Below are 15638 nucleotides of genomic sequence, written 5' to 3' on the forward strand. Positions count from 1 at the left end.
TGTTTAAAATTGACTTCTTGATAAAGCATCATTCAGCATCAATGAAGGAATAGCCTGATGCATAGCCTGCCAATCTGAATTGCTGATGATGTTTTTGAAAAATGCTTGTCCGAGTTGCGCAAAAGAGCGATTAGGATTATCGCTGTTTACAACCAGTTTACTGCTGACAGGCGCCTGACCTTTGGCCAGTAACAGGTTCACGTTGGTGGGTGTCCACTGAGAATAGGCTCTTACCACTTTTTCTTCCCCATATTTCTGTGCCCATGCATTTGCCAGTTGTACCCAGTTGTCGTTGGTTTGAACAGGTGCATCAAACATGTATACTTCCTGCAAGGCATCTCCGTAGAATTCGCTGAAACTGTTGTTGCCGGAAGCCTGCAGAAGATTATTACTGCATAAATGTCCGCTGCTGAAAGCTGAAACAGCGCACTTACCTATGGGTAACAGATTTTCATTTACAGTTCCCTGCCGGTTAAGCAAAAACTGTTGTACTTCTTTTAAGATCTGCAAATGGCTATCTGGTTTTTCAAAGTCACCACCATTTTTTTGTGGATCAAGAACAGGAATAATATTGATCACATGTTTATCTGCATTCGCTATTTGATAGAGCAGCCCTTTACCTGCCCATTCATTGATAACATTGTTTGCATTGATATTTGTATTGGCCTGATAGCTTAGATTCCGAAGGATGATAAAGAATAAAAAATCCCAGCCATAAGGAGAGTAGTTCCCGTCAATGGTGTCTTTCAAAGATTCTCTTCCGGTTTGGTTAACAGCAGTATAATATGATGCGGTGTTCTGACCCAGTGTAGGATGGAAGAATACATGAAATGGCAATCCGCCTGCTGTAAATGAAGATAAATCCAATGAGGCCGGAAGGCTTACAGCTACAAGTTTAGGGATTACATCCCCATCCCTTTCCAGTATGATCGTCTCAAAATCCGGCTGGGTTTGATTATCCGTAACTAATAATGTTTGTTCATTTAGAGTGGTGTCTTCCACTGTTGTGAAGCGGACCTGTTTTTCCTGTGTATCAAAAGTAAAATCCAGTACCTGTTTATCCAGTGTTTGTAAATAACCAAAGAGTTCATCGTTATTCATCACGGCTACATTATCATAGTCGGATGCAAAGTATCTTTGTACGAATTCGTATATAAAAGGTTTTGCGTCTTCTATTCTGGAGAGTCCGGGTCTTACACTTGTTCCGGGTATGGTATTGAGTTCATCCAATACCCTTGTTGTTACGTCGTTCATGGGGTTAATATTTTTTAATGTTATGATATAATGTTCGGGTCTCCCTGAGCCGGTAGTTTGGGTAATACTTCGCACATCCAGCCAATGATCTGCATACCGGGAGTGATCAGTGCATTGTCGATAAATTCACTGTTATTCAGATTGAATACGCCCAGACCAATACTGTTTTTTGCATTTGACTTATCATCATCTGTCCAGGCAGCTGTTATTTTCAAATTTTTTATCAGGATCATGGCTGTTGGAATGCACTTCAGTATTCCGTGGTTACTTTCATCTTTCAGACCATTGGAAAAATAATTTTCCTGTAAAGAGAGACTATACCAGACGTTTGAAAAAGTGAATAGCGATGTATTGAACCATGGTCTTTGCAGGTATACCAGACAGTAATCAAACGACATGGAAAATGCATTGGAATGTACAGGAGCCACATTGGCCGTATCATCTTTTACTAACTGCTGGGTAACACGGATCCTGTCGGAAAAATCTATCTTATTTAAGAGATTTAAGTTTCGCATTTCCATCACAGGTTTTGCAGCTACCGGATTTACTGTTGTATTCAATGCAGCGACAGTATTCATGGGTCTGACAGTAGCCGCAACGTTAACCGGTCTGTTAATCTCCTGGAACCGTGTACGCAACGGAATATTTAATCTGGCTGGCCGGGTTGCGGCAGGTGGAGTTTGAATATTCGCTACGATCAATGTTTCCGGGTCTACGGACAGTTTGGTCCTCCATCCTAAAAAGGGTCTTCTGCCAGGGGGAGGAGGAGATGTAGCCGGAGGTGGTGTTTCAGCGGAAGAAAAAGTTTTATTTACCCAGAAAGAGCCGCTTGTATCATACCATTTTTTAGGGAAGCTGTATACAGGAAGATAACTTCCTTCCGGCATATTGATGGATGCTTTTCTCCCTTCGTCCAGTTTTAACAGGGCTTCTGATTTTTCTTCACTAAAACGGGCGATATAGCTGGATTTGTCTTCTGCTTTAATCTTCACACCCGAAAAAACAGCGCTTTCGATGAGTGTTTCATAGGCACTGCTTAACCGGCCTGTATCAGGTATAAAAACTTCTTCTATCTGTGGAAGACGGTCACCTAATATAGACAGTTGTTCAATTGCCTTGAGATCAGATACCCCGTTATTATCATCCATGAAATCTGAGGGATCTATCATACTGCCGAGGGGCTCGAAAGAGATGAAGGAATTGGAGTTCTCTACACCTTTATATTGCTCGGAGAAAAATGCACGCACATTTTCCATGAGATTGTTGATGTCCATGATAAAGGATTAGTCATCATTCAAAAGAAAGTATACTTTCTTTTGAATGATGTTTTGGGGAATTTGTTTTAGTACAGCCTCAATGGTGAAGGTGATTACTTAACCGGGGCCGGAGCTGGTGCAGGCTGGGCAGGAGTAGCTGCAGGAGTAGTCTTTGGCTGTTCATCTTTTTTCTTCTGCATAAAATCCTTGCCATTTTTCTTGGGTGATCCGGGTGTGATGACAGATACATAGCCAATCACCTGTACACCTTCAATGGAGATCCCCTGGCTGTTCTCATCAAACGTAAAATCCTGTTTGTTGTGAGATTCACTGTGATGAGCAGATATAGAGAATGGTCCGTAACCTACAGATCCTCCGCCGGAAGCTGCTGTTCTCAATGTTTCGATATCAGTAGATTTTTTGTTCCATTTGATCACTACATTTCTGGCGACAATCAGGCTGGTAACAATTGAAGGCAGGAACAGCATTGCAGTTGGATTGTCCTGTCTGAATTGCTGGTTAAATGTACCGTTAGAGATACAACTGGCAGGATAATCGCCCACCAGGAACCAGTTATTAAGATTCAGTAAGGTAGTATCCAGCCAGGGACGTTGAATATCTACCGTTGCATATTCAAATTCGATGGTCAGTCCTTCTGTCTGAATGTTCAGCGATGTTTTTGTTTTGTCGGCAGAGCCACCTCCTCCAACAGAAAAGAAACCTATGCTGAAACCGCCACCGGCATCAGTATGACTGGTTTGGGAGTCAAAATGTACTTCTGAGTGAAAATCGGTTTGAGAATAACTGTTCCAGCCATCGCCATCAGTGGCAGAATACCATTTAGAAGGGGTCATAAAGGTATAAGGGATATTTCCTACAGAAGGAATAGTTACCAGGCTGTTCTCATATTTGTGTTTTGCCCTGGCGATCATTAATATAGCAGGATCTATACCCTGACTGGCTAATATTGCGATAGCTTCATCAATCTCCTGTTTAAAACCAAAAGATTGCCATTGGTCCCATGCAAAATCCACATCGTCCTGATAGGTTTTGCCCTGCATGGGCCACATTTGTAATTTCATAGGATCTGAAAGCGCATTGGCGTACTGTTTATCCCTGGTGCGTACGGCTGTCTGGTACTTATCGCGGGACTCCACGTATTTTTCGTAATGCGGGGTGGAGTCTCCGTTGGCATCCATTAACACGGCATGTGCTTTGTCGACGGATTTTTTCATCTCGTCGTTCAGTTCCAGATCGGGAGCAATGCCATTGGCGCCATTGACGATCGCAAACCAGGCGTCATTGATCTTGCTTTGGTCCGGAGCAGCACGATAAGAGCTATCCAGCACAATCTTGGCATCGGTCAGCATAAAGGTTTGCAGAAATGCCTGCATGCTTGCTCCGATACCAGCGCTCAGGAATTGCATATCATCCAGTTGCTTACTTGCTGATACCGGCTGTATCGTAGCAGGGTCCTGGCCCGTAGTACTATTACTACCTGGTGTTTTAGACTTCGAATCAAGGATTTGTTTCAGATTGGAGCCGGTAGGCGTCCATGGATTTTCAAAATCTTCTTTAGGGATTGGTAATCCGATGGGGCGAAAAGATACAAAATACCCTTCAGGCATTTTTTGGGCGTTGGGGTCAACACCTACAGCTTTGTACTTGAGATCACTAAGTACTTTCATTACGTCTGCCATAACATTTTGTTTTTGGGGGTGATTAATTGTTGTGGAGTCGAAAGTAGTTATGTTGGGCAGACGCTTAAGGAATTACTCTGTAAACGTGATGAAATAATCTGTAAACGAATTTAAGCAGGTAAAAAGGGAATGTAGATCTGTAGATGGATATGTCCGTTGGTATATGTCAGATCAATGGCAGCATGCAGTTTCTGCATAAATTCTTTTGTAAGGAATAGTCCCAGTCCATTGCTGCCGCTATCGGGAGAAGCATGCAGTAACCTGAGTTCAAGCAGTTCAAACGTAGTTTTATCTGCCTCATTTATGATAGAACAGATAATGCCTTTATCAGTAGTGCCGGCATTCAGCATTACAGTAGAATGTGGTAATGCATGACTAATAGCATTGGAAATCGTATTACGCAGGATCGTTTTCAGGAGATTCTCGTCTGTGCGGATTTTTATTTCGGGTGCTGTATTATTTACAATAGTGATATGCCTTTCTTCTGCCACATCATGGTATAATCTGATCAGTTCCTGATAGACGTCGTGAACCATTAACATAACTGGCTGAAGGGTAAATTTGTTCATCTGGCTCTTGCTCCAGATCAGCAGGTCTTCCATAGTGTCCAGCAGTGGGGTTAGCTGCTCACTTTCCTCACCCTCACCACCGGCTTTTATTTCCTTTAATTTAAACAGCGCGTATAATGAACTGATAGGACTGCGGAGATCATGGCTGATAATAGAGAACAGTTTTGCTTTTGTTTGATTGGCTTCTTCCAGTTCGCCTGCCAGTGTTTCTACTTTCTGCTTTTCCAATTCCAGTTTCTGATTCGCTCTTTTACGAATGCCCAGGTTTCTGAAAGCAAGGAAGGCCAGCAGGCTGATAGCAAGGGCAATAATGAGTACGATGATAAAATTGCGCTGCCTTACACTGGACTGATCTTTTGATAGTGCAAGGTTTTGCTGGCTGATCAACAGGCTGTCGTGGTTCCTGCGTACCTCAAATTTAGCATCTGCTTCAGCTGCTGCCCGTTCAATGTCAGCAGTATTGATACTGTCTTTTAAAACAGCTTCCAGGTTTTTATAAAAGAAAGCGTTTTTATAGTCACCGGTATTGTCATATACGTACGCAAGATTATGATATAATACTTTTGTATCATTATCATCAGTGGCTGCATGGAGGTATTTTTGTGCCTGTTTCAGGCTGGACATGCTTTCTGTAAAGCGGTCCTGTTTCATCAGGCAATCCCCCTTATTGAGATAGCCGATGAACAGATAAGCGCTATCATTTAGTGATAGCAGGATATCGATTGCTTTATTATAATAGTTCAATGCCCGTTCATACTGCTTCATTAATGAGTATGTGTCTGCCGTAAATAACAATGCCCTGTTCCTGGAAGTGTTATAGATGGAATTATCGGCAGTCACTTTACTAAAATAAGTAAGCGCTGAATCATACTGGTTGATGATCTTGTAAGCAATGCCTATATTATTATAACAATCAAACAGGCTGCTGCTGTCTTTTTGTAGCAGCGAATAGCTGGCCTGTCTTTTGAAATAATCTATTGCTTTATCATATCTCTTTGTAAAGTTGATTTCTGCCGAGGCAAGGTGGTTATAGATAAAAGCAATTGAGGCATAATCTTTTGTGCCTTCATAATACTTTAGTGCTTCTCCGTAATAATAGATACTTGAATCAATTTTATTCAATGCTTCATAATTGTTGCCGTAATACAGATTTATTGATTCATTATAGCCGGTATCAGTCCCTTTCAAAGCAGCGGCCGTATGTAATAAATTGATGGCTGTACGGTATTGACCATGCATACTGCTATCATAAGCTGCGGATACCAGCTTTTTAAATTTGTTTTGAGCGAGGCTGCAAAAGCCTGTTGATAAAAAGAACAGGATTAGAATGATCCTGCCCATACTACTTATCAGGATGATTTGAAGTAGTGATAGTGAACTTCAGGTTCTTTAATATATCCTTCAAAGGTCGTTTATGTCCTTTAGGCGGCGGCGGTGGATTAAGGATTTTTTTTATGCCTGTCGCCTGGTTGGAAACTTTCTCTGTTGGAGTTCCCAGGTCTATAATGATCTGTTGGTTTTTAACAGAGACCTTCATTTTGTCGCTGTTCAGTTCGATACCATGTGGTACCACCAGATGAATGCCCATTTCAGGATTATCAGTGGGTTCAATTGATTTGGTTTTGGAAGTTTTCATGTAATTTATTTTTGGGGGTATGTTAAGAAGCTAATTCCATTTTTAGGGTTAGACGGAATGTTTTACCAATGGGTAATTGTTGTCCTGCAATTTTTAATTCGTTCCCGGTTATGTTTTCAATTGATTGTTTAGCGACAGCATAACTACGGTGGATCCTGATAAAATCTTTTGAAGGTAATTTTTCTAAAAAGTGCTTCAGTTTGCTGAGTGTAATATAGTTCCTTGTTTTAGTAACTACCTTGCTATAGTCGTTCAGTGCCTCAATATAAATAATATCATTCAGTGGTACCCTGTGTACAGCAGTACCTTCTTTGATCATGACAGACTGTGTTTCGAATAAGGTATCGTAAAGATCGGCCCTTTTTTTTAATTGTTCATATTCTGTAAGGCGACTTACACAGCGGTTAAAACGATTGGCCGTAAGGGGTTTTAAAATGAAATCGAATGCCTGTGTTTCATAACTTTCTATTGCATATTCGCTATGGGCCGTTACAAAAATGCAGACAGGACGGTATTGTAGTTTTTTATAAAGGTCAATTCCTTTCATTACGGGCATATCAATATCCATAAAAAGGAGAGGGGGCTCAAATTCATTTATGTAAGAAAGTGCATCCGGAACGGAAGTAAATGATGCTTTCAGTTCAAGACTGCTTTCCTGCGTAATATACCATCGTATTAAATCCAGATCCTGGGGGTTATCCTCAAGTATTATGCATTTCATAAACAATGTTTACTACGCTAAAGCTACATAATCTATGGCAGGATTTGAACTTTTGAAGTATGGAAAATGTGTCAAAAGCAGTTTTCTGTCTGGCAGTACTGCTTTTGATGCATTTTCTCACTGTTTAAGCATGTTCTTTTATCGCTATACGCATATTCTGAGCAGCAGCCACCATGTTCCGCAATGCCTGTTCAGTCTCCGGCCATTTACGGGTTTTCAGTCCACAGTCGGGGTTTACCCATATATTCCTTGCAGGTAATAACTGTACTGCTTTTTCCAGTAATTCCGTCATTTCCTGAACGGTAGGTACACGGGGAGAATGAATATCATATACACCGGGGCCGATCTCATAAGGATATTTGAATACAGAGAATACTTCCAGCAGTTCCATCTGTGAGCGCGATGTTTCTATCGTAATCACATCCGCATCCATGGCCGCAATATTGTTGATAATATCATTGAACTCAGCATAACACATGTGGGTGTGAATCTGTGTTGCATCCTCTACAGAAGAGACAGCAATCCTGAAAGCTTTCACTGCCCAGTTGAGGTACTGTTGCCAGTCGGCATGCCGTAAAGGAAGGCCTTCGCGTATAGCAGGTTCATCCACCTGTATCACTTTAATACCTGCTTTTTCAAGATCCGTTACTTCATCTCTGATAGCCAGTGCTATTTGCATGGTCGTATCTTCCCTTGGCTGATCATCGCGTACAAAAGACCATTGCAGGATAGTCACAGGACCTGTTAACATCCCCTTCACAGGCTTATTGGTGATAGACTGTGCATAGCTGCTCCACTTCACGGTCATCGGTGCAATGCGCTCTACATCGCCATATATAACGGGTGGTTTTACACAGCGGGAACCATAACTCTGTACCCAGCCATTCTTTGTAAACACAAATCCTTCCAGTTGTTCACCAAAGTATTCCACCATATCATTGCGCTCAAATTCACCATGTACGAGTACATCAATTTTAAGTCCTTCCTGCCATCTTACAGATTCAGTAATGGCTTTACTGATCTCTGCATCATATTGATCCTGGTCGATCTTTCCTTTTTTCAGATCAGCCCTTAATTTTCTGATCTCTTCCGTCTGAGGAAAAGAGCCGATAGTGGTAGTAGGGAAGAGAGGGAGTTGTAATATTTCTTCCTGTACTTTTTGTCTTATTCCGAAAGTATTTTTACGTTGGTCATCAGTATCAGTAAGTGCAGCCAGACGTGCTTTTACAGCAGGTTTGTGTATGATGGAAGAGGTGCTTCTGTCTTTCATTGCAGCCTGATTTAAGGCTAACAAAGAAGTATTGCCCGCTATGATCTGTTTCAGTTCTTTTAACTCATTTACTTTCTGTTTGGCGAAGGCCATCCAGTTTTTTTGTAGAGGAAGTTCTTCCAGTTCAAGATCATAAGGAGTATGTAATAAAGAGCAGGAAGTAGCGATGAATACACGTTCCTCACCTAAGGCAGCTATGGCTTTTTTAATCAGTACCAGCGACTGATCATAGTTATTTTTCCAGATATTACGGCCGTTCACCACACCTATAGACAACTGCATGGCCGATGGTATCAGAGATAAGATGTGGTCCAGTTGCTCCGGCGCCCTTACCAGATCAATATGCAGTGCCTGTACCGGTAATTTGAGTGTGAGTGCGGTATTATCCTGCAATCCGCCAAAATATGTAGCCAGTATGATCTTCAGTTCCGGAACAGCCGCTTTGATCTTATTATATGCATACTGGAAAAGTGATTGCTCTATAGGGGTAAGGTCCAGCACCAGTGTAGGCTCATCTATCTGCACCCAGGTAGCACCTGCCTGTTGCAGGGATTGTAACATCTCAATATAAACGGGCAGCAGTTTATCCAGCAGATCAGCTATCTGTAATTGCTCATCTTTGATCTTACCCAGTAATAAAAAGCTAACGGGGCCTATTAACACAGGTTTGGTGTGAATACCTATGGATAATGCTTCTTTAAATTCATCCAGGCACTTATTATAGAATAGTCTGTATGTCTGAGAAGCATCGAATTCCGGTACCAGGTAGTGATAATTGGTATCGAACCATTTGGTCATTTCCATAGCAGTGCTATCATAGCCGTTCTTCTGATAACCGCGTGCCATGGCGAAATATAACTCAGGACTGCTAACATTTGCCAGGCTTTCCATCAGAGGTTTAAAGCGGGCCGGCACGGTGCCGGTCATCAGACACATATCCAGTACCTGGTCATACAGGGAGAAATCATTGGAGGGGATGAGGTCTATACCGGCAGCCTGCAAGGTTTCCCAGTTTTGTCTGCGAAGTTCTCTTGCAGTGAGCTGTAATCTTTCCAAGGACATTTTACCTGCCCAGAAGGCTTCGTTCGCTTTTTTTAATTCACGGTTACTACCGATACGCGGATATCCAAGAACGTTGGTTTGCATATATATGGGTTGTTGGTTTAATGTTCTTTACAAACCTAAATATATAGTTCAAATAAATAGTTAAATGTTTATTATTTGGTGTTTTGTTCTTTATAATAAGGTTGTACAAGTGTTATATTCTGTTTAGTCAGAAAACAAAGAGGTAAACAGTAAAATTTTCTGTCTCATTTACCGCCATCCGAAATTTGTGTACGTTTGCAATATGTTTAGCGATTATAAATACACGGTGACCGAACGCTTTATGCGTTATGTTCAGATAGATACACAGTCTGATCCGCTCAGCAAGAGCTTTCCCTCCACGGAAAAACAGAAAGACCTGGGACGCTTGCTCGTAGCCGAATTGCAGGCTATTGGCATCACGGATGCCGCGCTGGACGAACATGGATATGTATATGCTACACTACCTTCCAATACAGAGAAAAAGGTGCCTGTCATCTGTTTCTGCTCGCATATGGACACCTCTGCGGACAGCAGTGGAAAAGATGTAAAGCCAATTATTCATTCTAATTATGATGGAGGGGATATTGTACTGCCCGAAGGCGATACCATTATCAAATCATCTGTACATACTTATTTACAGGAAAGAAAAGGTGACGACATCATCACTGCCAGCGGTACCACCTTACTGGGAGCAGATGATAAGGCCGGTGTGGCTGAAATCATGGATGCCGTTAACTTCCTGATCAATCATCCTGAGATTAAACATGGAGCTGTCCGCATCCTCTTTACCCCGGACGAAGAAGTGGGGCGTGGCGTGGAAAAGCTGGACATGCAGAAGCTGGGAGCGCAGTTTGGTTATACCATGGATGGTGGGGAACGTGGTTCTCTGGAAAACGAGTCCTTTTCTGCTGATGGGGCTAAAATAGTGATCAAAGGGGTGAGCGTACATCCGGGTACTGCTAAAGACAAGTTAATAAGTGCGGTAAAAATCGCCGCTGAAATAATAGATGCCCTGCCTAAGGACAGTTTATCTCCCGAAACTACGGAAGACAGGCAGGGGTTCATTCACCCGGTTAGAGTGAATGGTATTGTAGAGCAGGCAGAGATCGACTTCATTCTGCGCGACTTTATCACTTCCAAACTGGACGAACATGCTGCTTTCCTGCGCAATATCATGGAAACAGTAATGGCTAAGTATCCGCAGGCCAGCGCCACATTAACGGTTACGGAGCAGTATCGTAATATGAGAGAGATGCTGGACCTGCATCCACAGGTAACCGCTTATGCCGAAGAAGCCATCAGGCGTGCCGGTGTTGAGCCTTTACGTATGATCATCCGGGGAGGGACAGATGGTTCCCGTCTTTCTTTTATGGGATTACCCTGTCCGAATATATTTACGGGGGAAATGGCGTTACATGGCAAATATGAGTATGTGAGCGTCCAGGATATGCAGAAAGCGGTACAAACAATCGTGCATCTGGCACAGGTTTGGGAAGAGCATTCATAATATTTTGGCGCGATATTCGTTAAATGTTTACCATATTATTGGTATCTTCCCTCTTATTGCATTTGAATTTAATACTTTTGCAGGGTTAAAATTTTTTTCATGCTCTTAGGATTAGTTACATTATTACAGGATTCTTTATTACGGCCAAAGGCAGATACAGTAGCCGGTGGGGTAAGTCAAATCGCTTCTTCAGAACAGACGCTCAGGTTATGGGATCTGCTGATGAAGGGTGGGGTGTTAATGATACCATTGGGTATCCTTTCCGTGATTGCCGTTTTCGCATTCGTAGAAAGATTTCTCACTATTTCGAAGGCAGGCAAGCTGGAAGATAACTTTATGCCTATGATCAGGGACCACATTTCCAGTGGGAATATTGCGGCTGCGCGTTCTTTGTCGAAGAACACCAACAGTCCTATAGCCCGTATGATAGACAAAGGTATACAGCGTATAGGCAAGCCTATCGATAGTATAGAAAAATCAATGGAGAACGTAGGTAAGCTGGAAATATACAAGATGGAAAAGAACCTGGTGATCCTGTCTATTATAGCAGGTATCGCTCCTATGTTCGGTTTCCTCGGTACAATTGCCGGTATGATCCAGACTTTCTACAATATCTCCCTTACATCGGATATCACGCTGGGAACAATTGCCGGTGGTATTTATGTGAAGATGGTCACTTCCGCCAGTGGTCTGATCATTGGTCTGGTAGCCTTCATTGGTTACAGCTTTTTGAATGCACAGATAGATAAAGTGATCAATAAGATGGAAGGCGCTTCGTCCGAGTTTATTGATATTTTGCAGGAGCCGACAAGGTAATTTGATCATTTTCGTAATTGTAAATATGGACCTACGCAATAGAAAATTAAAACGGCACGTAGAGATGAACAGCGGAGCACTGAATGATATCCTGTTCATTCTGTTGTTGTTCTTCCTGATCGTATCTACGCTGGCCAATCCAAACGTAATCAAACTCACGCTTCCCAAAGCGAAAAGCAATACCAAGTCTAAGCAGACGGTCGTAGTGAGTATTAATGATAAAAGAGAGTTCTTTATTGGTACTAATAAAGTTCCTTTTGAAAGTCTGAAAGAGAAGCTGGCCCCTGTTTTGTCTAAAGAGAACGTAGATCCTACGATTGTTATCAATGCAGAGAAATCCGTACCGGTAGAAGATATTGTAAGGATCATGGAACTGGCCAGGGAGATAGGAGCGAAGGTGGTGCTGGCAACAGCGAATCCGCAGAGTAAGGGATAGATCCTGGTAAGAAATTGATATAAATAAAAACCGGCTCATGAGAGCCGGTTTTTTTATGTCTTAATTTTCTCCTCTAACCATCCTGTCCTTCGTGTACAAGTCTTGTTTTAAAATTACATTCTTAAATCCCTGCTTTTCTAACAATGCTACAACCTCTTTTCCGAATGCTTCATTTATTTCAAAGTATAACAAGCCTCCGGGTACTAACTTTTCTTTAGCTAATAAACCTATCTGCCTGTAAAAAAGTAATGCATCGTTATCGGGTACAAAGAGGGCTATCCTGGGTTCATAGGCTATTACCTGCTCTTCCATATCTTTCTGCTCACTTTCGCAAATATAAGGAGGATTGCTGACTATTATATCAAACAAAGGCAGGGAATGAGTTGCTGTAGTATCTAATATATCTATTTGTTCAAAATGAACATTTAAGTTTAATTGTGTGGCGTTTTGAGATGCTACTTCCAATGCCCCTGCACTAACATCTACGGACCACACTGTGGCAGCCGGGAGATCTTTTTTCAGGGCAATGGGAATCGCTCCGCTACCTGTACCTATATCCAGTATTTTAACCGGCGTGTGTGTATCCTTTACAATCCATTCTACCAGTTCTTCAGTTTCTGGTCTTGGGATCAGTACATTCCTGTTTACTGTAAACTCTAACCCGTAAAACCAGGCTTTACCGGTGACGTACTGAACAGGTTCGTGTTTTAGTAATGCATTAAGAGCCTGCTGTAATTGTTCTTCCTGAGCAGGTGAAAGCAGTTTATCCTTATAAATAACCCTGTCCATCCTACCCATTCCTGTAATGTGTTCAATCACTATATGAGCGATATTAGCCGCTTCCCTGTTGCCTTGCAGGGGACCCAGTGTATTGATGATCAGTGTAAATGCGGCTTGTATTGTCATAAAAAATTGAAGTTCAGAGGAAAATCGCCGATGAAACGATATTTTTGCACACAAAAGTATAATATTGGACAGCACCTTTGATGAATTTTTTATGCAGCGTTGCCTGCAACTGGCAAAGCTGGGGGCAGGACATGTAGCGCCTAACCCTATGGTAGGTGCTGTGCTGGTGTACCGGGGCCGTATTATAGGAGAGGGGTATCACCGCCAGTATGGCTTTGCACATGCAGAAGTAAATTGTGTGAACTCCGTAAAAGAGGAAGATAAGCCACTGATAGCGGTTTCTACAATCTATGTGAGCCTGGAACCCTGCGCCCATCATGGTAAAACACCACCCTGTGCGAATCTGATAGTCGCCCAGGGGATAAAAGAAGTGGTCATCGGTTGTGTAGATACATTCTCGAAAGTCTCCGGTAAAGGAATAGAGATATTGAAAAATGCCGGGATACAGGTCCGCACAGGGATACTGGAAAAAGAATGCCGGGAGCTGAACAGCCGTTTTTTCACCTTTCATGAGCAGAAACGCCCTTATATTATATTAAAATGGGCGCAATCGCCTGCCGGTTTTATTGCGCCTCCGGATGGTAAGCCGGTAAGGATCTCCAACGCTTTCACAGACCGTCTGGTGCATCGCTGGCGTAGTGAGGAAATGAGTATCCTGGTAGGGACGTCAACAGCCCTCACAGATAATCCGCGCCTGAATAACCGTCTCTGGACAGGCAAAGACCCTATCCGGCTGGTAATAGACCGTACTCTGAAAATCCCCCGTAATTATCATTTGTGGAAGGGTAATACTTTATTCTTTACGGAAGCGAAGGACGATCAAAAGGAAACCGTGCAGGTAGATTTTCAACAGCCGGTATTACCACAGATCATGCAGCATTTACACGAACGCAGTATTCAAAGCGTACTCGTGGAAGGCGGTGCAAATACTTTACAGCAGTTCATCGATGCAGGACTATGGGATGAAGCCCGTATAATTACAGGTAGAACCCAGTTCCCCGAAGGACTGCCAGCTCCTGTTTTACAAAATGCATTGCTCACAAATGAAACAGATCTGGAAGGAGACCGGATCATGTATTACAGGAAAACATCATGAGAATTATAGTAACCCTGATATTATTATGTTGTGTGCTGACAGCAACTGCCCAGACAGATAAATGGACAGGCACCTGGAGAATGGAACATAAACCATACGCTACGGCTGCTCCTATTCAGATAGAATTGCAGATAGGCAAGCCAGAGCGTAATGCGCTGTATCCCGCACAACTAAAACTATCATACGGTGGATTCTCTGGCATTTATGAATTACTCCTCGCAAAAAAGAATGACGGGCAGTTAGGTATAGGCAGGAATAAATTCCCCATACAGGAAAAGCCTTTCAGTCTTGGCTCCTGGATGCTGTACCTCAATGGTACACTGAATTACAATAAAAACGTACTATCCCTGCAAAGAATGTGGATCAGCTCTTTCGGATTATTCATGAAGGGATTATATGACGATGATGAAATCTATGAAAGCTCCAAAGTAGCGTTGCGCAATTTCTTGTATCAGGATTCTATCGCACTGAAAAAAATAAACAATACACCGTGGATACATCCGCATACCAACCGGATTTTACATCCTGAAAAAGATAGTATCTACTTCGGTATTTATGATAAAATCACTTTATCTGATTTGATGTTACATGTACTCATAAGGGATGAAGATGCGATTGACAGGGATACTATATCATTAGTACTTAACGGAAACCCGCTGCTGGACAGGGCATTTATCAGCAGTGAAGATAAAGTGCTCGCAATACCGCTGGATACAGGTATGAACATACTTACTTTCTTTGCGGATAATTACGGCAGGCTCCCGCCTAACACAGGGGCTTTCAGGACACAGACAGACAGCGGCTATTACACCTACGATTTTTCACAAAGGCCTAATGCATACGCCACTTTCCTGGTAGCACAGTTTTACAGGACGCCACCACCTTTTAAACCGGTTCCTGTTATAGCTCCTCCTGCACGAATAACGGGGCCAGCGCCGGTGTCGCCTCCTGCGAGAGTATCGCCTCCGGCGATGGTATCAGTACCTTCACTTTCAGAGTTGAAGAAATTGCAGCAGGACCCGCGTACCACCTTACGTAAAAACAGTCTCGTTGACCAGCTGACAGTCGCGACACCGCAGGTAGAACTGGAACTATGGGACGATGCAGCAGAAGATGGGGACAGTGTCTCCATCCGCCTCAACGACCGGTTGATAGTCACCAGTTTCCCGGTATTAAAACAAAATCAAAAGTTATCTGTTGTACTGGAACCGGGAGAGAATCGCCTGTTGTTACTGGCAGATAATTTGGGTAGTATTCCCCCGAATACCGCTGTGATGAAGATTACCGCAGGTACTATAAAGAAATATGTGCGGATTAAAACCGATCTGAAACAGAATAACCTGTTACTGATCAATTATATAGGGCCGGCATCCAAAAAATAGAGC

At 42.6% G+C, this 15638-nt stretch carries 13 protein-coding genes; 5 read left to right on the top strand and 8 right to left on the bottom strand.

Features of this window, described 5'->3' with window-relative positions; genetic code table 11:
- Positions 1-3: 3 nt before the first annotated feature.
- The 7 genes from GO495_RS03890 to metE form a co-directional block, all read right to left on the bottom strand.
- Positions 4-1254 (bottom strand): hypothetical protein, encoded by a 1251-nt coding sequence (locus tag GO495_RS03890; protein ID WP_157298368.1) that lies wholly within the window; start codon positions 1252-1254, stop codon positions 4-6.
- A 20-nt stretch (positions 1255-1274) separates the two neighbouring features.
- Positions 1275-2528, bottom strand: a complete 1254-nt coding sequence (locus GO495_RS03895) for a hypothetical protein (protein WP_157298369.1) — start codon at positions 2526-2528, stop codon at positions 1275-1277.
- A gap of 95 nt (positions 2529-2623) precedes the next feature.
- Positions 2624-4210, bottom strand: coding sequence for a hypothetical protein (locus GO495_RS03900; RefSeq protein ID WP_157298370.1), 1587 nt, complete (start codon positions 4208-4210; stop codon positions 2624-2626).
- A 110-nt stretch (positions 4211-4320) separates the two neighbouring features.
- Positions 4321-6120 (bottom strand): tetratricopeptide repeat-containing sensor histidine kinase, encoded by a 1800-nt coding sequence (locus tag GO495_RS03905; RefSeq protein WP_157298371.1) that lies wholly within the window; start codon positions 6118-6120, stop codon positions 4321-4323.
- Between the two features lies 1 nt (position 6121).
- Complete coding sequence (locus tag GO495_RS03910) at positions 6122-6415, bottom strand: hypothetical protein (RefSeq protein WP_157298372.1); 294 nt, start codon at positions 6413-6415, stop codon at positions 6122-6124.
- Positions 6416-6437: 22 nt separating this feature from the next.
- Positions 6438-7136 (bottom strand): LytR/AlgR family response regulator transcription factor, encoded by a 699-nt coding sequence (locus tag GO495_RS03915; RefSeq protein ID WP_157298373.1) that lies wholly within the window; start codon positions 7134-7136, stop codon positions 6438-6440.
- A gap of 124 nt (positions 7137-7260) precedes the next feature.
- A complete protein-coding gene (metE, locus tag GO495_RS03920) occupies positions 7261-9552 on the bottom strand; it encodes a 5-methyltetrahydropteroyltriglutamate--homocysteine S-methyltransferase (protein WP_157298374.1) in 2292 nt (763 codons plus the stop codon).
- 202 nt (positions 9553-9754) lie between these two features.
- On the opposite strand from metE, the gene pepT reads away from it, so the two are divergent.
- From pepT to GO495_RS03935, 3 genes are all read left to right on the top strand, one after another.
- Positions 9755-10999 carry a peptidase T gene (pepT, locus tag GO495_RS03925; RefSeq protein WP_157298375.1) on the top strand — a complete coding sequence of 415 codons (1245 nt, stop codon included), beginning with the start codon at positions 9755-9757 and terminating at the stop codon, positions 10997-10999.
- A 99-nt stretch (positions 11000-11098) separates the two neighbouring features.
- A complete protein-coding gene (locus GO495_RS03930) occupies positions 11099-11815 on the top strand; it encodes a MotA/TolQ/ExbB proton channel family protein (protein ID WP_157298376.1) in 717 nt (238 codons plus the stop codon).
- A gap of 64 nt (positions 11816-11879) precedes the next feature.
- Complete coding sequence (locus GO495_RS03935) at positions 11880-12251, top strand: ExbD/TolR family protein (protein ID WP_240915145.1); 372 nt, start codon at positions 11880-11882, stop codon at positions 12249-12251.
- Between the two features lie 60 nt (positions 12252-12311).
- Here the strand turns inward: GO495_RS03935 and prmC are convergent, their stop codons facing one another.
- Positions 12312-13157: a peptide chain release factor N(5)-glutamine methyltransferase gene (gene prmC / locus GO495_RS03940; protein ID WP_157298377.1), complete on the bottom strand. Its 846-nt coding sequence runs from the start codon at positions 13155-13157 to the stop codon at positions 12312-12314.
- 64 nt (positions 13158-13221) lie between these two features.
- On the opposite strand from prmC, the gene ribD reads away from it, so the two are divergent.
- Both ribD and GO495_RS03950 read left to right on the top strand, forming a co-directional pair.
- On the top strand, positions 13222-14253 hold the full coding sequence (gene ribD, locus GO495_RS03945; RefSeq protein ID WP_157298378.1) for a bifunctional diaminohydroxyphosphoribosylaminopyrimidine deaminase/5-amino-6-(5-phosphoribosylamino)uracil reductase RibD: 1032 nt from the start codon (positions 13222-13224) through the stop codon (positions 14251-14253).
- Positions 14250-15635, top strand: coding sequence for a hypothetical protein (locus GO495_RS03950; RefSeq protein ID WP_157298379.1), 1386 nt, complete (start codon positions 14250-14252; stop codon positions 15633-15635). Before ribD ends, GO495_RS03950 begins: the two co-directional genes overlap by 4 nt.
- Positions 15636-15638 lie beyond the last annotated feature (3 nt).

It is taken from the genome of Chitinophaga oryziterrae, from assembly GCF_009758125.1.
GTDB classification, from domain to species: Bacteria; Bacteroidota; Bacteroidia; order Chitinophagales; family Chitinophagaceae; genus Chitinophaga; species Chitinophaga oryziterrae.